A 21765-nucleotide genomic window follows, 5' to 3' on the forward strand; every position below is an offset into this window, starting at 1 on the left:
ATCACTGTTTCAGGGCTGCGTAATGTTTATAGAAATAGGGAATAGTTTCGATGCCTTTATAGAAATTGAACAGACCGTAACTTTCATTCGGCGAGTGCAACGCATCGCTATCCAGACCAAAACCCATCAGGATAGATTTGATACCCAGCTCTTTCTCAAATAACGCCGTAATGGGAATACTCCCCCCACCCCGCGTCGGAATGGGCTTTTTACCCCAGGCATCTTCAAATGCTTTACTGGCTGCTTCAAACTCAACCGAATCAACAGGCGTTACGTACGGCATACCGCCGTGGTGGGGCGTTACCGTTACGCTGACTCCAGCGGGTGCAATGGACAAAAAATGGGTCGTGAACAGTTCTGTGATTTGGTCGGGTGTCTGATTCGGTACTAACCGCATACTGATTTTGGCCGATGCCGTAGAGGGCAGCACGGTTTTGGCCCCTTCGCCCGTGTAGCCTCCCCAAATGCCGTTTACATCGAGGGTTGGCCGGATGGACGTACGTTCGTTGGTCGAATAACCGGACTCTCCCATCACATCGCCGATGGCCAGATCGCGTTTGTATTCCTCCAGATCGAACGGAGCCTTGGCTAATTCGGCCCGCTCGTCGTCACTCAAATCAGTCACTTTATCGTAAAAACCAGGCAGGGTGATACGCCCCTCTTCATCATGTAGGGAAGCAATCATTTCGCATAATACGTTGATTGGGTTCGCTACTCCCCCACCGTACACGCCGGAATGTAAATCACGATTGGGACCAGTAACTTTCACCTCCACGTATGATAAACCACGCAACCCGGTTTCGAGCGATGGGGTTTCGTTGGATATAATACTCGTATCCGAAATCAGAATCACATCTCCCCGGAGCATTTCCTTATGCTCCTTCACAAATTCTCCCAAATGGTCGGAGCCAACTTCCTCCTCCCCTTCAATCATTACCTTTACATTACAGGGTAAGCCATCCGTAGCCACCATTGCTTCAATGGCTTTGATATGCATGTAAAATTGCCCTTTGTCGTCGCACGCTCCCCGTGCGTAAATCCGTTCGTTGCGAATGGTAGGTTCAAAAGGGGGCGTTTTCCAAAGCTCATACGGATCGGCGGGTTGTACATCATAATGCCCATACACCAGAACTGTTGGTTTGCTGGCATCCACTATTTTTTCGGCGTATACGATGGGGTGGCCCGGTGTCTCGTAGAGCTTTGCTCCATCCAGGCCGGCAGCCGTCAGTTTATCTTTCACAAACTCGGCGGCCCGGCGCACATCGGCTTTGAATGTTGAATCAGCGGAAACCGACGGGATTCGAAGTAAATCAAGCAATTCATCCAGGAATCGCTGCTTGTTCTGTTCAAGGTAGTTAGTCATATCTGGGCTTACAATAGCGGGCTGGCCAGGCTTGTTTGGGGTGTTATAGTCGTTCAGCGTTGAAAAGATGTAAGAGAAAAGACTTACCACATTACCGTTCGTCTTCTCTGTCTCTTCTCACCGTTTCCTCTATAAAATCGGCCTTATCGGCCCCAGGTCGGTCATCCATCAAAAAGTTCGCCCCGAAGTTACGCCTTTTTCGCGCAACGACGGGGCGTTGATTTCTATCAAACCAGGGAATTTATTCCCCTTCTTTTTTACGAAAGCGGAAAAGTATCGTACGGCTTTCTTCACCACGCAGCAATCGGGCAATATTTTTCTGGTGAGTCAGTACAACCAGCAAAAAGACCACAAAGCCAAAAACGATTAACAGCGGGCTTTCCTGCTGGCCAAAAATTCGGAGTAACAACAGAACCGGGAAAGCCAGGGCAGCAATGATTGACCCCAGCGAAACATACTGCGAGGCAATAACCACCAGCAGAAAAACCCCGATACAGACCGCAGCCATCTCGGGGTGTGTAGCCAGCATCATACCCAATAAGGTAGCCACGCCTTTACCCCCTTTGAAATTGGCAAAAACGGGGTATAAATGCCCTATTACGGCGACAAGACCAAAAATGATCTTGAACGTCAGGATCTCTGTTTCGGAAATAATATTGACATGCCAGAGCAGGGTTGCCAAAATAGCAGCCGTGTACCCTTTCAGAACATCTACCAGCATAACGATAGTACCGGCTCGTTTTCCTAATACCCGGAAGGTATTGGTGGCCCCCGCATTACCACTTCCGTACTTACGAATATCCAGATTAAAAAATCCCTGACCATACCAAACGGCAGTCGGGATTGAACCCAATAGGTAAGCTACTACAATCGTGATACTAATTAATAGAACGTTCATTAATTGGGTTCAGGCAAAGAGTGACATGACAAAAACCATGTGATTCGAGCGAATCTTTACGTATATGAGAAGAATGTAACCCCAAAATTAAGCGATTGTTACCAAACAGCCAACCTTTTTTGTCTTGTACTTTACTGTCCTTGTTTTCAGATTAATTGCCGGTTTTGCTATTTACCACCAACAACAACTTCATCCAGGCTACCAGTTTTCAGGTATCGATTAGCCATTTCCATGATGTCGGCAGACGAAATAGCCCGAATTTTCTGAATGTACGTAGTCAAAAAATCGGCGGGCAACTGATCCAGTAAAATCACTTTATATCGGTCAGCGATTTCGAAGGGTGTGTTGAGGGCACCTACAAACTCTCCTGCCATGTAGTTTTTCACGGTTTCTAGTTCATCTTCCAATACAGGAACCGTTTGCAGGATGCGAATCTCCTTCTGGATCTCATCCAGCGTTTGCTGTGTATTTTCTTTGTTTACATCCGTTCCAATCAGAAAATATCCATCCTGCCGAAACGAAGGCATATTCGATGAAATGCCATAGGTAAAGCCTTTTTCTTCGCGGATGTTCTTCATCAGGCGCGAGCCAAAGTACCCCCCGAATATTTCATTCATGACCAGCATCTTGAAATAATCAGGATGGGAACGGGTAAAAAGCCGACGGCCCAGGCGTATGGATGACTGGCTGCTATCCGGCTTTTCGGCAAGGGTAATGGCATTATTTTCTGTTACTATGGGGGCAGAGTAGCCGGGTAAGGTATCCGTTCTGACGGGTAATTGGCCCAGCACTCGGTTGATCAGTAAGACATCATTTTCTGTCGCATGCCCGGCCAGGATGAGCTGAAAAGGCCGGTTTCGGATAACCCGTTCGTAAAATTCGACGACATTGGCCTGCGTAAGCTGCTCTATGGCTTCGGGTTTCTGACTGCGGCCATACGGGTGTTCACGACCAAATAGTTTTTCTCGAAACAGTACACCAGCCAGATACGCGTTCTTTTCGTAATTAACCCGCAGATTTTGCAGGGTAATATTCCGAAGGTCGTCCAGCTCTTTTTCGGGGAAGGTGGGTTCGTTCAGAAGTTCCTGTATCAGGGGCAGAACATCGGGCAGAAACTTAGTCAGGCAATAAATGACAAGGCTGGCCCGGTCTGGCCCGCTGTTCAATTCAATAAATGCCCCGTACCGGTCTATGTATTCACTTATCTGGGCCGATGAATGGGATGCTGTTCCCTCTACCAGCATTTTCATGGCGAAGAAGGCGCTTCCCGGTACGTACTCATGCCAGGTTCCGGCATCGAAAACGCACTCCAGACGCAGCACTGGCTGTTGCGCTACCCTGATCATGTGCAGTGGGATACCGTTATCCAGGCGGTTCGACTCTACGAGGGGTAGCTGTATTTCGTGGATGGCCTGAAACGCTGGCGGCTGAGTTCTATTGAGGTTCATATAAGCGAAAGAGTGAGCGAGTGCAGGCACGAATGAACCGAATGGTTTTTCGTACCTGCACTCGCTCACTCTCTGGTATTAATTAAAAATCGTCGTTTGTCAATTCATCATCTCCACCAACCCGGTTGGCGCCGGTCAGGTTCAGCAGCAACGAGATACGAAACGTATCCGCCAGTGGATTACCCTGCTTTACCGGAATCAGGTACGAGAAATCGACCCCGAACCGTTGCTGAAGCCGCAACCCTATACCGGCAGTCACATATTTGCGACCTCCTTTTTCATTCGACTCGTTGAAGTAACCAACGCGGGCCGCAAATTGGTCGTTGTACCAGTATTCAACGCCCGATGAGATGGTAATTTCTTTCAGCTCTTCACTAAAGCCCCCGGGCGCATCGGCAAACGAACCAAAGACCGAACTGAAGTAATCTTTGTTGGCATTCAGGTTAACGCCATTAACAATATTAGGCGTTGGCACCATCAGTTTGTTGGCATCTACCACAAAATTGAACTTGTTGTATTGATCGGAGAAGATGGTAAGCCGGGTTCCAAGACGAAGATTCGTAGGAATGAAGTAACTCTGGGTACCGCCGTAATTAATACGACCACCGAGGTTTGAGATCATACCACCAAAAGCCCAGCCAATTCCTTTCCCCGTAGCATTGTCACGGGATTCGTTTTGGTAATAGGCACTAATGTCGGCTGCTGCCGTAGCCCCTGGCTTCAGGCCCGGATTGCTGCTACCGGCCGCCAGATTGGAGTTCAGGTATTTAAGATCGACAGCCAGAGAGAAGTTTTGCGAAAGCTTTTGGGCAAACGAAGCCGTAATGGCGTATTCACGGGAATTGAACGTACCGGCGGCAACGCCCGTTGCCGTCGTAAAATCAACCGTTCCCAGATCGAAGTATAGCAGTGAACCCGCTATAACCGAATTCTTACCCACTTTCGAGTAACCACTCAGGTAGGTGTAGTACATATCGCCAATCAGGTTGCGTAACCAGGGCGTGTACGACAGTGAAGCACCTTTGTCCTGCTTGGCAAAGACAAGCTTCGATGGGTTCCAGTAAACGGCATTCGCATCAGGGTCGCCCAACGCCACCCCCGCATCCCCTAACGCTCCTGAGCGGGCATCGGGCGTGAAATTCAAAAAAGGCACCGATGATGTGGGAATATTTAGCGGTGTGCCGTTAAGCGTGGTTTGGGCCGATACTGCAAGGGGGAGGAAGGTGCAAACGCCCAGAAGAACACGAAGAAAATGGTGCTTCATACAATAAGTGTTGGTCAACAACAGCGGTTAATTATGGTGAGTATGGCCGTGCTGTGCGGCCAAAATTACAAGTAAACGTTGGATTAGAAAAAACGCGACCGTTTTAAGTCGCTTTAATTTACTTTGTTAATACAATTCGTCCGGTGCCGGTAGCCACTGACCCATCCACTGCCGACCGAATGTCGATCCGAACGATGTACAGGCCATTCGCCAATGGCTGCCCTCCCTCCGTCAGACCGTTCCATTCGCCAACGGTTACGGTCGATTCACAATTAATGCACTGCCCCGTTTGCTGGTTGAGCAACCGGCTGTTCAGGTCGTAAACACCCACTGTCCAGTCAAGCGGTTCGCCCGAACGGTTGAGTTCGACCGTCAGTGCGGTTTGAGTTACAACCGGGTTTGGACTGGCTTTGAGTGCCCGTAATGCTAACCCCGGCCGCTCAGAAACTACTATGGTCAACGTGCCCTCAGTTGAATTATTGTTGATATCCCAGGCTTTGACCCGAATCGTATACGTACCCGGAAGCACTTGTCTAAACCGGTACTGTACCACCCCCTGCCGACCGCTGGAGCCGCTTGCCACGTAATACTCATTGAGTATGACTACCGGCAGATTACCCAACCGGGCGATCAGCTCATGGCCTATGCCAGACCGCGCAATATTGATACCCTGATTATCAGACAAATCAATACGCAGCGTTACATCAGGCCCGGAAACCTGCACGATACCTTTATTAACAGTACCACCAACAATGGAAAGGGCCACTGCGGGCGGCTCGGTGTCAATACTGTCAGCAAAAACACTACCACCTATTCGTAAGCTATCATCGCTCCCTGTTGCATCCTGCAAACTATCTGCCCGCACAGCATATAAATACAATTTCCCTTTACCTACGGTGTAATCAATATCTTTGGGCATGGTGAAGCGGGCTGTAAACCGGCCCTGCTGTACCGCTACCTGACCCGTAAAAATCGGGTTACGAAACGCCTGGTAGGTCATTTTAGGGCTTGCGGCATCGAGGCCAAGTGTTGTGTGGTTTGTTGCTTTGTCGTACAATGACAGTTGCGCCGTTCCCGTAAAATCAGTGAGCCGCTGGCCTTGCTGCCGAATTTCCCCTTTCAATTCAACTGTTTGCAGGGCATGTAACGTGTCGAGCGTATTGGACGTTATCGTTCTGCCGTTTACCTGCGTCAGGATGGCCTGGGCCTTTGGGTAAGCCAGCCGCAGAGAAGGGTCGCCCAACAGGGCAAAATTTCGATTGACGGGTCCGCTCAAACTATTGTTTTTTGTGGCTTGCATTACCTCACCCAGGCGAGGCATCTGGCCATTTATCGGGGTGAAAACGGCGTTATAAAATGCCTGATTCAGGAGCAGGTTGGTATTGGCATATACGGGGCGCGTTGTGGTGAGCAGGCCAATACCGCCCCCCGTTCGGCTCAACAACGTTAGTTCGGCCCCGGAAATAACGCTAGGGTCATCATATCGCCCAAACTGGCAGGTGGCCGTCACGAACAGCGGTAAGCGCGCATTTTTCCAGGAGAGTATATCCTGAAGCGTCACTACCTGCTCGTCGGCCAATCCTATTATTCCCCCGTGACCACTGTAATTGATAATTAATCGCCCATCGGCCACCGCCTGATTGATGAGTTGATTGATAACCGGTGCTTTTTGTCCATTGGCCGTATTCTCCTGCGGATAGTCGTCCAGAAAAATGCGCTCAGGCCGATAAGCAGGCGCTGTTTTCTCCACGAGTTTGGCCATTTGGTCGGCATCCTGCTGATGAATGTTATAATCACCATCATCAGCCACCAGCATCACCCGCGTTTGCCAGTCACCGGTAATCGACGCATCCGAACTGTACCGGATAAGTTTATCGACCATCGTTCGGGCCTCGTCGGTTGATTTTACCGGCAATCGCCCTACGCCAATATCCAGTTGGTAATCGCCCAGGTTATTTTCCGGCCACTCGCCCTCATCGGTATCCATGAAGCCAAAATAATCGTCGGATGAGTAACTCAGAACCGGATGCAGTGATTCACGACTTTCGTATACCGGAACCATGTTGTCCAGCTGCGTAGCGTTGACTTGTCCTGACAGGTTTCGATAATCGTATGTAGCGTCGCCAAATAGCAGCAGATAGCGCAGTTTATCGGGCTGTTTCTGGTAAAAATACCGGGCCATATCCCGAATGGCGGTTGGGTCGGGCTGGCCCGATCCAAACTCATTATAGACTTGCTGTGTGGTAACGACTAAAACAGTAAGCTGGTCGTTATCGCGCCGAAATTTAGCCAGTCGTTCGGCCTGATCCCGCCAGGCAGCGGGCGTAACAAGTATAAGGTTGGGTGTTTGCTGACTATGTAAATCCTGATTCAAAACGTTTACCAAAGATACCGGCGACAACGTCTGCGAATCTGTGAATAAAAAATAATCGCCGGATTGGGCAGAAGCCCAGGCAGCTTCCTGTGCCGACGATAGTGTATAGGCCTGCGCCACTGGTTTGAGCGGATCAGTGACATTCCAGACGCGCAAACTGGTAGTGGCCTGCTTCACTGAGTATTGTCCTTTTGCCAGCCTGCGCATCCAAACAGGCTTGTCGTACTGGCGAAGTTCGCGCTGCGTTTGCACAGCCAGGTAATTCAAATACCCCTGGGCCGAATACAATCCGTTCTTCCGAAATGTAACCGCCACCCGAAGGAGATTGTCGCCGGTGGTTAGTTTAGCCAGAAAAGTATCCGTTCGGGCTACGCCCTGATAGTCGTATTCGTACCCGGAAATAGGGTAAACAGGCATAACACCAACCGGCTGATCATTGATCTGCACACGAAATTGTGTTGATACGGTAGCGCCCGCCACCACCGAAGCGGTTAGCCGTACCGCGCTGTTCGGCAAGGCCCCCGGCACATCGAACGGAACAACCTTCGTAGTATCAGTCGTCAAATATTCCCCAAACCATTCCCGCCCGGAATGTACCGATGGAATCTTCGTAAGTTCCTGTTCATGAAACTGATAATCATCGAATACGGTAATTGCCGGAGTATTGGCCAATGAGCCAGCCGGACGGTCGATCAGGCGAAAACCGGGCGAGCTCCCAATGGTCAGAAAATAAAAAGTAGTATCAGAATAGGGGTTGATCTGGTGCGTAAAGCGTCGGGTTATTGAGTCGTAGCGAACAGCGCGGGGGCTTTGACCAAAGAACAGAATCGCATCGTCGGCATCGAATCGCCCGTCGGCTTCTCCCACTACCTGAATCGCATTTTCGGTTAAGTCATTGGGCCGGGGAATATCATTAGGCTGGGGCAACACGGCACCACCATTTCCGTAAAGTCGTAGTCGTTTTGGATCAGCGGTGGCAAAACCGGGATTCAATCGTATCAACTGAGCCTGACTGAGTCGGTACACGCCTGACTCCGTAACACCAATTTTCACCCACGTCCCCTGCGCCAGTACCGACTGAGCCTGAGAATAATGAATAGACAGTGAATAATGAATAATGACCAAAAACAGTCCCTTTAACCATCCTTTGGAGAGGGTAACAAGACCATTATTAAGTATCCACTGTATAGTATGCATTTTTACTGTTCATTAACATCTACCAGGGCGTGAGCCAGGATAGCGTATGACCTGCCCGTTACAGACTCCTTACAAACGATGCGGGTTCGGCGTAACGTACCCCGTACGTACATCTTTTGAGAAAGTTTGAATATACTACCCTCCGGCAAATCGCGCAGTAGTCGTTTGTTGGCCGGTTGCTCTTCCGGCTTATCCCCGTCAAATTGCCTTATTGACAGCATAAGGCCCGGACAAGCGTATGTTGTAGCCGCGGGTCGGTTCAAGTACTGCCGAAGCGGGGTCAGGATAATAGCGGGAAACACTGTTTCGGTAAGCAACGGTTGCATGAGCCGTTGAAAAGCCAGTTGCCAGGCTTTACCGTGGGGTTTCAGTGGACTGTTTTTCCGTTGCATACCGTACTGAGCATACACGTCGGCATGGGCCACTTCGTGTATATACGTTATCAAAAAAGCATACGGATTCAGATTGGCATTGACGGTAATTTTGGTTTGCCTGTTCGGCAGCACCCGGAAGTCACCAAGGCGGGTTCGGCGCGGTTTCGCAATGTGTAACTGGAAACCGTAATATTGCCAGAGGTGCTGGCAATAATCAACTGCCTTTGAAGGGAGATGGGTGAGGAATGCGTTTGTCAAGGGCCTGAAAACAAAAAAGCCCTATAAAAATAAGGCTTTTTCTTACATGTTGCAGGAAGACTACTGATTACTTCACGCTATCTGTAGTCATCATGGTTGATGAGTCAGCCATCATGGTTGCAGTATCGCCCATCATCGTGGTCGTGTCTGTCGACATGGTCGTTTCTGTGGTAGTCGTTTCTTCCGTTTTCTTGCTCTGGCAAGCTGCGAAGGTTAGCATGCTACCAACGAACAGGATCGATAATACTTTTTTCATACTGTGAATTATTCTTTAGGTTTTGACACCAAATATAACGTTTTCCTGACGAATGCAATAAAAATAGCCAATTTATCCATTCAAATGCTAATCATATAAATAAAATACCATTTGAAATATAATTAATCTGAGATGGATTATTATAATTGCTCCTGTTGTTCTCTGGATGAGCGGGAGCGAATTTTATCATAAACCCCTGTAGTGCGGAATGTCAGGAGCTTATGCCCAAAATAGTTGGCCAGGAAACTGAAACCCATCCCGACCACGTGTGACCCTTTCTCACGCCAGAACTCAGATACTTTGGGGAAATACGGATTGGCAATCCATTCGAGTGTAGCCACAGCTACACCTACCTGAATCCCCCAGGCTACCAGCGCAATGATAACAAACTTGACCATTTCGCGACCTGTATTACCCGTTTGCTGTGCCGAAAACGCAAATAGTTTGGTTGGCAGGAAGCTAACGACCGTAGCGGTCAGATACCCCAGAAGAACACTGGTTGAGTAATCGAAATAGCTACGATATAGAATCTGGCTGAAAAAATTAACGGAAGCACCAAGCAGAGCCGTTAAAAAAAACGAGAAAAAACTCTTATAGCTAGTTGATTTTGGCTGTTCGATGGCGTTCACGTTGACTGATTTACCGGACAAAGAGTAGACTATTTTACAGTGGTTAACTTCCTGGTAAATTCAAAAGTACAAACTTAACAGTAAACCTGTTTGTTCTCAGGAATCATAACTTAGGATACGGAACAGGTCCGACCTTGCTCGTCAATCAGAAAAGACCCTGTAGTAAACCCGGTGCAATACCCAGACCTATCGTAATAATAGTGGCCCCCAGCAGCACATATTGATAGAAGGGTGCAACCTGAATAGTTTCCGTTGCCCCATCACGAAAGTACATGGCAATGATAACCCGGAAGTAATAATATATGCCAACCGCCGACATCAATACAGCCACTACCAGTAGCCAGATTTGTCCCCGTTCAACAGCAGTTGAAAATATATAAAACTTACCCCAGAACCCGGCCGTCAGCGGAATACCTGCCAATGAAAGCATAGAAACGGCCATTGTAAATCCCAGAAGCGGATTTTTGCGGGCCAGGCCATTAAACGAATCAAAGTTTTCAGTAATCACACCTTCACCGGTAATCGTTTGAGTACTTCGCTGCCTGGCAACCAGTAGTAAAACGCCAAATGCAGAAATAGTAGCAACGGAGTAAGCCAGTGAGTAAAAGACAATAGCCTGCTTTGTTTGCGCCCCCAGCGAGGCCAGCCCGATGAGCAGGTACCCGGCATGCGAAATGCTGGAATAAGCCATCATCCGTTTAAAGCTATTCTGATACACGGCGGTGATGTTGCCAACTACCAGCGTGAGGGCAGCGATGATAGCCAGTATGGTCCACCAGAAGCCGTAAACCCCTTCGAAGGAGACCGATAGCAACCGGAATAGCGCAGCAAAACCGGCCGTTTTAACCACCGTAGACATAAAGGCGGTGAAAATAGTGGGAGCTCCGTCGTACACATCGGGCGTCCAGAAATGGAACGGAGCCGCCGACACTTTAAAGAGCAACCCAATCAGCAGCATCAGCAAGCCAACGTATAATAGCAGCGAAAGACCCTGTTGGTTAGCCGCATACGCCCCAATACCGGCAATGGTGAAGGAACCCGTTGCACCATAAAGCAACGCTATACCAAACAGCATGATACCCGTAGCAAAGGCTCCCATGAGAAAATACTTGAGGGCTGCCTCATTGGACCGAAGGTTACGCTTATCACTACCGGTCAGTACGTACATGGCTACCGATAAAATTTCGACCCCCACAAAGAGCATGATCAGATTCTCGAAGCCAACCATCATAATGGCGCCTACCAGCGAGAAAAGCATGAGTGCGTAATATTCGGCAGGCTGCGCTTCATCCGTATCCATAAAACTACCCGACAAAGCCACCACCATAAATGCCGACCCCAGCATAATGGCCGTAAAAACCATGGACAGATTGTTGGTTCGCAGCATATCGTTGAAAAACAGATACGTTTTGTTCCAGTCGAGGAAGTTAACGGCCAGCGTGACGGCTAGAAATAGTAGCGTAGCCGGTAAGAGTACAGCTCTCGATTTGAGGAAGCCCAAGAAAAGGAGTACAATACCTAAAACCGACAATAGAACGATGGGAAGCATAACAGGTAGTTTGTTGTTCGTTGTTTGTCGTTTATGGTTAAAAGGCGTAAGCCAGCGACAAACATCAAACTGGATAACTCATTTTAGTGATACCGCTGTTGTACCGATGTATTTCATGATACTGACAACGGAAGGCTCAGTTACTTTCAAAAACGTTTGCGGATAGATACCTATCCAGAAAATCAATACCACCAGCGGAATGAACACCAGACTCTCTGTGCTGCTCAAATCAGCAAACGACTCCGTTCGTGCCGAGGGCATACCAAACATACTTTTTTGGAACATCCGCAGCATGTAAACCGCCCCAAAGATAATGGTGAAGCCGGCGGCTAACCCCAGGTAATGATTGTAGGTGAATACGCCATGTAGTAGTAGGAACTCCCCAATAAATCCGTTCGTAAGCGGCAGGGCAACGCTTCCCAACAGCATAATCATGAAAAAGACTGTCAGCCTGGGCGTAGATTTAGTAATGCCGCCCAACTGGTCAAGCTGATTGGTGTTGGTACGCGAGAAAATTATATCAGCCACGAAAAACATCCCAACCACATTGATGCCGTGGGCCAGCATTTGAATCAGTGCCCCCTGCATGCCCGTTTCCGTTAGCGAAAACACTCCGGCGGCCATCAGGCCAACGTGCGAGAATGACGAATAGGCAATGAGACGCTTCATGTCCCGCTGCCGAATGGCAATGATTGACCCATAAACAATACCGATAACTGCCAGGACTACGGCCGTTCTTCCCCAGGTTTCCACCCCTAGCGGCACGATGGGTAATATAAAGCGAATCAGTCCGTAAACACCCATTTTGAGCATGATACCAGCCAGCAGCATGGTGGCAGGCGTGGGCGACTCAACGTAAGTGTCGGGTTGCCAGGTGTGAAAGGGGAATACTGGCATCTTGATGGCAAAAGCGATAAAGAACGCCCAGAAAAGCCAGTTTTGAGCAGCAGGAGTCAGGTTGAGCTTATAAAAGTCAGCGATAGCCGCCGAGTGAGCTGACAAGTCCGTTGCGGGTGTCTGATAATACAGATAAACAAGGGCCAGCAGCATAAACAGGCTACCGAATATAGTGTAGACGAAGAACTTGAACGTAACCGCCACCCGGTTGCTCCCCCCCCACATGGCTGCCAGAAAGTAAATCGGAATCAGCGCGGCTTCGAAGAAAAAATAGAACAGAAACCCATCCCGCGCCGTAAAAACGCCCATCAGAGCAGCCTGCATGTACAGCATCAGCGCGTAGAAAAGGGACGATTGCTTATAGCTATGCTTGAACGTAGAGAGCACAATCAACGGAACCAGCAGTCCTGTCAATAGTACCAGCAAAATGCTGATTCCGTCGATACCGGCGCTGAACCGAATCCCCAAGGAACCAATCCAGGCATAATCGAAACCAAACTGCGAACTGGCATCCGGGCGAAATCCAGCAAAGGCGAAGGCGACAAAACCAAACTCGACCAGAGCAGCTACCAGAGCGGCCTGCTTTACCCGTTCCCCCCGAATCATCAGAATCAGCGTAGCGGCTACAACAGGGTAAAAAATCAGGAATAGTGTAAGCATATCAAGTAAGTTCGCGGTTTATGGTTTATCGTTTGCGGGAAGTGATGCAGCCTCATTACTCCGGGGGAGTTTGACCGCATTGTACACCGTAAACTGTAAACAACAAACCGAATACTGAAACCATAAACCGTTTTATAATCGAATGAAAAAGCGAAGGGCAAAAATAACGACAATACTAACTACCATTGCCAGGACGTAAAAGCCAATTGAGCCGTTCTGTACCAGCCGCAACTGCGCCGAGCTTTTCTGCACCAGCCAGGCTACGCCGTTCACAACACCATCAATCAGCCCTTCGCCAAAGCTGTACAGGGCATCACCCATGCCACGAACCGGACGGACAATGATGGTATCGTACAATTCATCGACGTAGTATTTGTTGTAAATAACCTTTTCTGGTAACGAGCGTTCAGCCGTTTCGGGCGCAGGAACTGCCTGACGACTGATGTACATGAAATACGCGATGACGAGGGCCAGTAAAGCCACACCAGCCGAAACGGCCATTAGTATGTATTCTGTGCTATGCTCAATCGTCGATTCGGCAAACGCTTCCGGGTTTACCTGCCGGGAGCCTTCAAACAGGGGGGCCATAAAGTTGCTCAGCCAGCCACCACCGGGCAGATTAAGGACTCCACCAACCGCCGATAAGATGGCCAGTACGACCAGTGGAGCGGTCATGCTGGCCGGCGATTCGTGCAAATGATGCTTTTGTTCTTCCGTTCCCCGGAATTCACCAAAGAAGGTCAGAAATAACAGCCGGAACATGTAGAACGACGTTAGGCCGGAACCGAAAACGCCTAACACCCAGAGCAGTTTGTTGTGTTCGAACACGTGGGCCAGGATTTCATCTTTCGAGAAGAAACCAGCAAAAGGAGGTAAACCCGATATGGCGATGGTGCCAATCAGAAAGGTAATGAACGTAACGGGCAACGCTTTCCGCAAACCACCCATCTTGCGAATGTCCTGCTCGTCGGACATGGCGTGGATAACGCTGCCGGCCCCCAGGAACAACAGCGCCTTGAAGAACGCGTGGGTAATGACATGGAACATACCCGCCGTATAGGCCGTAGCACTCAACCCCAGGAACATATAGCCCAGTTGCGACACGGTGGAGTAAGCCAGTACTTTCTTGATATCGTTTTGAAGCAGGCCAATAGAAGCCGCCAGTAATGCTGTAGCAATGGCGATGCCGCCAATTAGTTCGAGCGTAAGCGGAGACAGCGTGTAGAGTACGTTGGAGCGAACGACCATGTAAATACCGGCCGTAACCATGGTTGCTGCGTGGATCAGCGCGGATACAGGCGTTGGACCCGCCATGGCATCGGGCAGCCAGGTGAAGAGCGGAATTTGGGCCGATTTACCCATGGCTCCCACAAACAGCAGGAGCGTAATGGCCAGTATCGTTGGGTCACCTATTTCCAGACTGGTAGCCTGTTTGAAAATATCCAGATATTCAACCGTACCAAATGTGTTGATGAGCATGAATATCCCCAGCAGGAAGCCGAGGTCACCAATACGGTTCATGACAAAGGCCTTGCGGGCGGCATTGTTGTAGTTGGTATTCGTATTCCAGAAGCCAATGAGCAGGTAAGAGCAAAGCCCAACCCCTTCCCAGCCGATAAACATGATGACGTAGTTGGACCCCATCACCAGCAACAGCATAAAAAAGATAAAGAGGTTCAGGAAAGCCATAAACTTGCCAAAACCGGCATCATGACTCATGTAGCCGATACTATACAGGTGAATCAGTGAGCCAACCCCCGTTACCACCAGCAGCATCAGCAGGGAAAGCTGGTCAATTTGAAACGAGAAATTAATGTGCAGGTCGCCTACACTAATCCAGTTAAAGAGGGTAGCGATGATGGGTTGACTCCCCCCTGCGCTGAACGCACTAAACAAATAGATGGAAAGTACAAAAGAGGCTAGTACAGACCCGGTAGCAACAACGCCAGCCAGACCGTTTGGTAATCGGCGGAAGCCGAATCCGTTAATCAGAAAGCCAACCAGCGGGAGAAGCGGAATTAACGCGCAGAGTAATTCTAATTTCATGGAAAGGAAGTCGTAAGTCTTTAAGTCAAAAGTCGTAAGTCAATTCCTGCGTCAGCCACTTGCGGCCCACGGCTTACGGACTTACGACCTTTTTCTACCATTTCAACTTATTAAGCAAGCCCACGTCGATAGAGCGGGTGTTGCGGTAAATCATCACAATAATAGCCAGCCCAACCGATACTTCGGCGGCAGCAACAGCCATGATAAAAAAGACAAATACCTGACCAGCCGAATCAGACCGGTAGGACGAAAAAGCGATAAGTAACAGATTGACCGCATTAAGCATTAACTCAATGGACATAAAAATAACAATGGCGTTACGCCGGGTGAGTACACCAATGATGCCGATAACGAACAGTGCGGTACTGAGAATCAGGTAGTACGTAAGCGGTATTTGCTGAATGACTTCCGGAATGAGGACGTCCTGCGTAGGTTGCATGGCTTGCCGGTTAATAGAAAGTGTCGCAAAGGTAAAGATTATTCGGAATTGGCCGAAAGGTGTTTTCAATCCCAACACATAGTAATTGCAAAACAGGGGTTGGCCAAGTCCGGGAAGGGTCGTTATGGCCAATAATGCGGGCATGGACCGGTAAAGCAATAAACGGGCGAAATGGCATCAATTCTCCGCAAGCTTCGTGAGTTTTGCATACGGAATGACCCCGACCCGTTTGGCCCAGGCATCGTATAACGCGGCCATCTGCCGTACGCGCTGCGGTTGTTGCTGGCTCCGGTCATGCAGTTCTGTGCGGTCGGTCTTCAGGTTATACAACGCCCAGCTATCGGCAGGGTATGTCGAAACGAGTTTCCAGTCCCCCTGCCGTACGGCCCGATTGCCTTCGTGTTCAAAATACAGCACATCGTGGCCAGTCCAGGCCGGGCTCAGCCTGGATTGGCCCAGCCTGGACTGGCCCTTTAGCAACGGCACTAAGCTGATGCCCTCGGTTGGGGTAATGGTATGCCCATTGTAAGTACGCGGATACGTGGCACCGGCCAGGTCCAGGCAGGTGGCCATAAGGTCGATAATGTGGCCGGGCTGGTGGCTGACCCGCCCCGGCTTCACCACCGATGGACCGTAGGCGATGAACGATGTGGCGGTACCACCTTCGTACTCCCAGTGTTTATACAGTCGAAACGGGGTATTGCTGACGTTGGCCCCCGGCGGCCATAGGCCGTAAAGGAAGCCGTGTCGCTGGCGGGTAGCTTACTTCGCTCAACAATGCTGGGCAGGAAGCCGTTGCCGTTAGTCGTTTCGTGGCTGGCTCCGTTGTCAGACAAAAACATGATAATAGTATTCCTGTCATCACCCCGCTCCCTGAGCCTGGCGAGAATCCGGCCGATATTCTGGTCCATCCGGTCAATCATGGCTGCGTAGGTCGCCATATGGTCAGACCACCGGGCTTTCTCCGTTTCATTCAGCGTGTTCCAGGCGGGTATGGTGCTGTCGCGGGGGGAGAGCGTGGTAGTAGGGTCAAGGATACCGAGTTTTTTCATCCGACTAAATCGGGCTGCCCGGATTTGATCCCAGCCACCCGCGTATTGGCCCCGGTATTTGACTACATCCTGAGGCAGGGCGTGCAGGGGCCAGTGCGGAGCCGTAAACGCGAGGTACAGAAAAAACGGATTGTCTTTGGGGTTCCCGTCAATGAATTTAAGCGCATAATCGGCATAGGCGTTAGTGGCGTAGTAGTCAGGCCCGGGGGTCATGGGCTGGTCATCCAGAGCAGTCGTAAGGGTCTGGCTGGGTCGGTAAGGGTGGTTGTTGAAGTAACTGCTGGCTCCATCAATCAACCCAAAATAACGGTCGAAGCCTCGTTTAACGGGCCAGTGGTCGGGTGTGGTGCCTACATGCCACTTCCCTGCCATATAGGTCCGGTAGCCAGCAGGCCGGAGTGCTTCGGCAATGGTTACGCACTGCTGATTGAGGTAGCCCTGATAAGCCGCCTGCCCCCGGTCGCCTACCATGTCGCCCACCCCCGCCTGATGGGGATACAGCCCCGTTAGCAGACTGGCGCGGGTGGGGCAACAGCGCGACGCGTTATAAAACTGCGTCATGCGGAGTCCGTTACGAGCCATCCGGTCTAAATTAGGTGTTTGAATTTCGGAGCCGAAGCAGCCAATATCGGAATAGCCCATGTCGTCGGCCATAATCAAAATGATGTTGGGTGGTATGGCCGGAATGCCGAACCGCCGGTGCGGTTCGGCATTCCGGCGACCGGGAACGTTTTTTTCTACCACCGACATCATACCCAACGGCAATACCAGCATCAGGCCACCCAGAAGCAGCCTATAGGCGACAGATATATTTTTCACCTGGTTCATACTCATTCAGTTTTCTCGTTCCAAACCGCAACATTGCCCCGTCAAAATATGGGTGAGACGCAACATTGTCGTTCCCTGGATTGGCTCGTCCACCATAAAAAACAAGTTATCCCGTTGACCATCACCGCCTGTATCAACCTGTTGAAATGGTATGGCGATGTTCAGATGGTTTCTCGATTCAGGAAACCTTACCGTGCTGCTTTCGCCAATCAACTGACTGTAAGTTGAGGTATCAGGCTTGTTCGTCAGGTCGAAACCAGCGCGGTTAGCCAGGAGACTATTTTTTACTCCCGGTCGCGATTGAGCAATAACCGGAACACGAAGCAAGTCCATTAAATGGCAAACGGTCAGTTTCATCAGGTCAAAATGTATTGACAATCAACTCCACCACATTTTTTCCCGGCGACAGACGGATGGTTTTAAAAGCCGTATCGACCTTCTCGCCATTCACCGTAATCGTGTCTTCGGGCGACGATAGCAGCTCCAGTTCTGCCGACACGTTGGCCGGGAGTTCGATGGTGTAGGCCTGATTCAGCTTGCTTTTCCGTACGTACGATGCACTGATGGTGCCTTTCAACATCGGAACCAGTATGGATGACGTTTGCAGACTGCCCAACTGCGGCCTGATGCTGACGATGCTACCGCCCGGTATGGCGGGCTGAATACCCCACATGTTCCGGGAAATGATGTTGGCCGGAGTAGCTCCCCAGGCGTGGTTCCAGTCGAGATTGGGTTTGTATTTGGTGTCCCAGGCTTCCCAGGCTACGGTAGAGCCGGACCGAATCATGTTCCACCAGCTACGGTCGGTGGTGGCCGTCATCAGTTTCAGGGCGTAGTCGGCTTCTCCGGCGTTGTACAGGCTCTCCAGCAGGTACTGCGAACCATAAACGCTGCACGCCATGCCTCTGGATTTGATGAAATCGGCTACCGATTTTTTGTGCCTTTCGGGCGTAATATCGAACGCCAGGACCATCATATTGGCGTGGAGTGAGGAGTGATTCGTGCCTTCGCCATCAACGTAAGCCCCCGTCTTTTCATCGAACAGGGTCGAGTTGATGGCTTGTTTTGCTTTCAGGGCAGCCATACGGAACCGGATTTCGTCGTCGGGTTTATTCAGGATGTGGGCAAACTCCGCCATGATATCCATATTTTTGTAGAACAGCGCATTCACGACCGTATTGATAGGCGTAAAGACGTACCCATCGCGTTCGCCCTCGGCGGTGGCCAGTTTCCAGCCAGTGTCTTTCTGGGCAGGGGGCCAGTCCACAATATCTTTCAGCTTGATGTCAGGGTCGGTGAAACCCAGTTTCTGCATGAACGCGGGCGTGTTTTTGGGCGACTCCGAACTAATCAAACCATCCTCCCGAACCAGTTCAAGTAGTGTTTTATGGGTTAGCGGCTCGTAGTAGCGGGTAATCAACTCCGTATTGCCAGTGTACATGTAATCCTGGTACATCATCAGCGCCACGTGAAGCTGCCACTCGGTGGGCCACGTGGGGTGCTGCATGAAATACTCGATGGTGCGCCGGGCCATGCCGTACTCGCGGTCGGTGGTGTAGTGGCTCAACTGATTCAGGTACGCGTCGGCTTCGTAGGGAATCCGTTCCCGGTCGCCGTCAATGTACAGACCAGAAAAAGAGGTGGCTTTGATGGTGTATTTACACATGTCCCAGACCTGATTCAGGATGGTATCCGAACTGGAAAAGTGACTCTGACTCTCGTCGAAATACCCGAAATAAGCCACCCGCGTCAGGCTGTTGGCCGTGAGTGGTTCAGTGGCCCGCTCAATTTCGGTGTACCGAAATGGCAACAGTACCGGAAACGAATCAGGCAACACTACGGCACCAACTTTCGTATTTCGCTGATCGGGTTTGATAGCGAGCCGGTAAGTTCGTTTTCCGGGCTGCACGGGGAGTTTCACCTCCTGATAACGGATGTGCCCTTCCGGCTTTCTATTGATCTGATTACCGGCCAATTGCTCACCCAGCCGAACCAGCAGCGTATCGAGGGTAGGGGCCGCATAGGTCAGTTCCAGCGTGGAGAAGGCATCTTTGCCAAAATCCGCGAAATACGCTCCATTCGATTGCTTCCGAAACGATTGCGGGGCATTCCGTTCTATCTCGAAACTGGGCGGGGGGGCCAGCGACGTACCCGGCGGGCCAACCCGAAACGACTGACTGACTGAGTAGTCGCCGGTACGGTTGCTGGTGTCCCAGATTCTGACTTTCCAGAAGCAGGTCATGCCCGGTTTCAGGGGTGTTCCGGCGTACCTTACGTTGGCCGACTGGCTGCCCCGCACCTGTCCGCTATTCCAGACATCGCCAATGTTGTTGTCAAGATTTGCCCTGGACGAAGCCACCAGCACCTGATATGCCGACTGAAAAACGGCTTCGGTCGGGGCAATCCAGAAGAAATCGGGGATCTGATTAGCAGGTAGCACCTGGCCAGACATCCGGTTAAAATTGACCATCAATCCCGACGGAACGACCGCATAGGGGTCGCTGTATTTACGACCTAACCGGTCCGTAGCTCCCCGAAGTTTGTTCAGTACCGTTTTGTACGAATCGTTTCGGGCGAGGTTGGTCATCTCCTGTGGGTCGGCCGACAGGTCGTACAGTTCTTCGAGGGTTTTGTCATTTACGTACCGGAAGTATTTCCACCGGTTTGTTCTTACCCCTTCGCTCGGCGGAATGTCTTTAAACTCCCAGAGGTGCTCAATCAGGACAGTGTCCCGGTCAATGCGTTTGGTAGCTCCCGAAACAATAGGTAACAAACTTTTTCCGTGCCACGCGGCTGGCTGTTTTGCTCCTGCCAGGTCGGCAATGGTGGCGGGTACGTCAATGTTCAGGGCCATGTCATCAACATCACGGTGGACGGGCGTGCGGGGGTCGTAAATAATGAGCGGCACCCGCACGGAATTATCGTAAAGCAACCATTTATCGGCCAACTGCCGCTCGCCCAGAAAGTAACCGTTATCGCCCATTACGATAATGATGGTGTTTTTGTCGAGCCCCTGCTGTTTGAGCTGCGCCCGGATTTTAGCGATCTCCAAATCAACTCCGGCAATCATACGATAATAGCCCTTTACCATACGCTGGTATTTTTCGGGCGTATCGAACCGCCAGGTCCAGCGCAGGCGGTTAAAGCCCTTCCGAACGGCTTCCGGCTGCGCGTTAAAGTATTTATCGTCGCCCAAGGCCGGGGGCGGAATGGTTTCGTTGTCGAGCAGGTGAGCCGTTTGTTCGTCGTAAAAATATTGGCCCGGCGCGGAGTCGTGCGCGTGCGGAGCCGAAAAACTCAGCGACAGACAGAACGGTTTTTTTGCCGATGCTGCCTTAATGAAATCAATGCCTTTCTGGCCCGTATAGCGCGTCAGGTGAACGGTATCTTTGCCCAGCGTTTTGTAGAAATACCCCCGCTGGTCGGGATATTTATTGTTGCGGTCGTAGTCTTCGATTACGTCGAACAACGCGTCGGCCTTGTCGTACTTTACGCCGAGTTTCCCGAAGAATCCGGTGTAATACCCCGCTTGTTTGAGTACGTTCGGGTAAGCCGTTTTCATGTAATCGTCCCGAATAGGGCCGGTCTGGAATGTATATCGGTGTGTCCGTTCGTAGAGGCCGCTCAGGATGCTGGCCCGGCTAGCCGCACAGATGGGCGTCGTCACCATGCCTTTTTTGAAATAAGTGCCAATCCGGGCCAGTTTGTCCATCTCGGGCGTATGCACGAGCGGGTTACCGGCATAGCCCAGCGCACTCCAGCGCTGGTCGTCAGTCAGGATAAAAATGATGTTGGGTTGGGTGGGGCCGGGCCGCCGGTGCGCCGGTGCGATTTGGCGGCTCTCCGTCGCGGTTGGCTTTTGGGCGGTGTTGGTTGCTAACTTTTGGGCGTAGCCAAGCGGCCGGCCAAAAAGTATAACGGCTATGACAGAAACAGTAAGTATCCTCTTCATTCGATGAACAGCGTTTGGCAGTTGCACAGTTACTCTGTGCGTTGCTGCTTTGAAAAGCAGCTGGAGCACTCACTATAACCAATCAGGCCCGAATAAATGCTTGTCGGGCAGCGGCAACCAGACCGTCTGGCAGTCGGCGGAAGTTGAATCTATACATCAAACAGCCAGTCCGGGTAGTACGTAAGCGGAATTTATGGAATGATTGCTGGTCAACAGAAAATGATCATAAAGAGTATTCGGTATCAGATGAAAAGTATGTTCATCTCTGTAGTGGCTAACCG

General features: G+C 50.6%; 16 protein-coding genes. All 16 read right to left on the reverse strand.

Going from position 1 to position 21765, the window contains the following annotated elements:
* Position 1: 1 nt before the first annotated feature.
* The 16 genes from B157_RS0120475 to B157_RS0120545 all read right to left on the reverse strand — a co-directional run bounded on the left by B157_RS0120475 (position 2) and on the right by B157_RS0120545 (position 21484).
* A complete protein-coding gene (locus B157_RS0120475) occupies positions 2 to 1363 on the reverse strand; it encodes a dipeptidase (RefSeq protein ID WP_020605177.1) in 1362 nt (453 codons plus the stop codon).
* Positions 1364 to 1604: 241 nt separating this feature from the next.
* Positions 1605 to 2261 carry a glycerol-3-phosphate 1-O-acyltransferase PlsY gene (plsY, locus tag B157_RS0120480; protein WP_020605178.1) on the reverse strand — a complete coding sequence of 219 codons (657 nt, stop codon included), beginning with the start codon at positions 2259 to 2261 and terminating at the stop codon, positions 1605 to 1607.
* Between the two features lie 167 nt (positions 2262 to 2428).
* The gene (locus B157_RS0120485) at positions 2429 to 3709 is read right to left on the reverse strand and encodes a M16 family metallopeptidase (protein ID WP_020605179.1); all 1281 of its coding nucleotides are present in this window, start codon (positions 3707 to 3709) and stop codon (positions 2429 to 2431) included.
* A gap of 82 nt (positions 3710 to 3791) precedes the next feature.
* On the reverse strand, positions 3792 to 4973 hold the full coding sequence (porV, locus tag B157_RS0120490; protein ID WP_020605180.1) for a type IX secretion system outer membrane channel protein PorV: 1182 nt from the start codon (positions 4971 to 4973) through the stop codon (positions 3792 to 3794).
* A 118-nt stretch (positions 4974 to 5091) separates the two neighbouring features.
* Entirely contained in the window at positions 5092 to 8544 is a 3453-nt protein-coding gene (gene porU / locus B157_RS0120495) for a type IX secretion system sortase PorU (protein WP_020605181.1), read from the reverse strand.
* A 2-nt stretch (positions 8545 to 8546) separates the two neighbouring features.
* Positions 8547 to 9176 carry a SprT family zinc-dependent metalloprotease gene (locus B157_RS0120500; RefSeq protein ID WP_026308841.1) on the reverse strand — a complete coding sequence of 210 codons (630 nt, stop codon included), beginning with the start codon at positions 9174 to 9176 and terminating at the stop codon, positions 8547 to 8549.
* 67 nt (positions 9177 to 9243) lie between these two features.
* Positions 9244 to 9396, reverse strand: a complete 153-nt coding sequence (locus tag B157_RS0120505) for a hypothetical protein (protein ID WP_245565168.1) — start codon at positions 9394 to 9396, stop codon at positions 9244 to 9246.
* Between the two features lie 176 nt (positions 9397 to 9572).
* Positions 9573 to 10082, reverse strand: coding sequence for a GtrA family protein (locus B157_RS0120510; RefSeq protein ID WP_020605184.1), 510 nt, complete (start codon positions 10080 to 10082; stop codon positions 9573 to 9575).
* Positions 10083 to 10206: 124 nt separating this feature from the next.
* The gene (locus B157_RS0120515) at positions 10207 to 11610 is read right to left on the reverse strand and encodes an NADH-quinone oxidoreductase subunit N (protein WP_020605185.1); all 1404 of its coding nucleotides are present in this window, start codon (positions 11608 to 11610) and stop codon (positions 10207 to 10209) included.
* 78 nt (positions 11611 to 11688) lie between these two features.
* Positions 11689 to 13167, reverse strand: coding sequence for a complex I subunit 4 family protein (locus B157_RS0120520; protein WP_020605186.1), 1479 nt, complete (start codon positions 13165 to 13167; stop codon positions 11689 to 11691).
* A gap of 132 nt (positions 13168 to 13299) precedes the next feature.
* Positions 13300 to 15213: an NADH-quinone oxidoreductase subunit L gene (gene nuoL / locus B157_RS0120525; protein WP_020605187.1), complete on the reverse strand. Its 1914-nt coding sequence runs from the start codon at positions 15211 to 15213 to the stop codon at positions 13300 to 13302.
* A 94-nt stretch (positions 15214 to 15307) separates the two neighbouring features.
* On the reverse strand, positions 15308 to 15652 hold the full coding sequence (gene nuoK / locus B157_RS0120530) for an NADH-quinone oxidoreductase subunit NuoK (RefSeq protein WP_020605188.1): 345 nt from the start codon (positions 15650 to 15652) through the stop codon (positions 15308 to 15310).
* Between the two features lie 177 nt (positions 15653 to 15829).
* Positions 15830 to 16276 (reverse strand): alkaline phosphatase family protein, encoded by a 447-nt coding sequence (locus B157_RS39415; protein ID WP_020605189.1) that lies wholly within the window; start codon positions 16274 to 16276, stop codon positions 15830 to 15832.
* Positions 16270 to 17523 carry a sulfatase-like hydrolase/transferase gene (locus tag B157_RS39420; RefSeq protein WP_211225011.1) on the reverse strand — a complete coding sequence of 418 codons (1254 nt, stop codon included), beginning with the start codon at positions 17521 to 17523 and terminating at the stop codon, positions 16270 to 16272. Before B157_RS39420 ends, B157_RS39415 begins: the two co-directional genes overlap by 7 nt.
* 15 nt (positions 17524 to 17538) lie before the next feature.
* A complete protein-coding gene (locus tag B157_RS0120540; RefSeq protein ID WP_020605190.1) occupies positions 17539 to 17889 on the reverse strand; it encodes a hypothetical protein in 351 nt (116 codons plus the stop codon).
* A 4-nt stretch (positions 17890 to 17893) separates the two neighbouring features.
* On the reverse strand, positions 17894 to 21484 hold the full coding sequence (locus tag B157_RS0120545) for a sulfatase-like hydrolase/transferase (RefSeq protein ID WP_020605191.1): 3591 nt from the start codon (positions 21482 to 21484) through the stop codon (positions 17894 to 17896).
* Between the last annotated feature and the right edge of the window lie 281 nt (positions 21485 to 21765).

It is taken from the genome of Spirosoma spitsbergense DSM 19989, assembly GCF_000374085.1.
GTDB lineage: Bacteria > Bacteroidota > Bacteroidia > Cytophagales > Spirosomataceae > Spirosoma > Spirosoma spitsbergense.

What these genes read in the sequence shown, in the direction of transcription:
- B157_RS0120475 (WP_020605177.1), bottom strand. Translation starts at nt 1,363, where the DNA reads ATGACTAACTACCTTGAACAGAACAAGCAGCGATTCCTGGATGAATTG.
- plsY (WP_020605178.1), bottom strand. Translation starts at nt 2,261, where the DNA reads ATGAACGTTCTATTAATTAGTATCACGATTGTAGTAGCTTACCTATTG.
- B157_RS0120485 (WP_020605179.1), bottom strand. Translation starts at nt 3,709, where the DNA reads ATGAACCTCAATAGAACTCAGCCGCCAGCGTTTCAGGCCATCCACGAA.
- porV (WP_020605180.1), bottom strand. Translation starts at nt 4,973, where the DNA reads ATGAAGCACCATTTTCTTCGTGTTCTTCTGGGCGTTTGCACCTTCCTC.
- porU (WP_020605181.1), bottom strand. Translation starts at nt 8,544, where the DNA reads ATGCATACTATACAGTGGATACTTAATAATGGTCTTGTTACCCTCTCC.
- B157_RS0120505 (WP_245565168.1), bottom strand. Translation starts at nt 9,396, where the DNA reads ATGCTAACCTTCGCAGCTTGCCAGAGCAAGAAAACGGAAGAAACGACT.
- B157_RS0120515 (WP_020605185.1), bottom strand. Translation starts at nt 11,610, where the DNA reads ATGCTTCCCATCGTTCTATTGTCGGTTTTAGGTATTGTACTCCTTTTC.
- B157_RS0120520 (WP_020605186.1), bottom strand. Translation starts at nt 13,167, where the DNA reads ATGCTTACACTATTCCTGATTTTTTACCCTGTTGTAGCCGCTACGCTG.
- nuoL (WP_020605187.1), bottom strand. Translation starts at nt 15,213, where the DNA reads ATGAAATTAGAATTACTCTGCGCGTTAATTCCGCTTCTCCCGCTGGTT.
- nuoK (WP_020605188.1), bottom strand. Translation starts at nt 15,652, where the DNA reads ATGCAACCTACGCAGGACGTCCTCATTCCGGAAGTCATTCAGCAAATA.
- B157_RS0120540 (WP_020605190.1), bottom strand. Translation starts at nt 17,889, where the DNA reads ATGAAACTGACCGTTTGCCATTTAATGGACTTGCTTCGTGTTCCGGTT.
- B157_RS0120545 (WP_020605191.1), bottom strand. Translation starts at nt 21,484, where the DNA reads ATGAAGAGGATACTTACTGTTTCTGTCATAGCCGTTATACTTTTTGGC.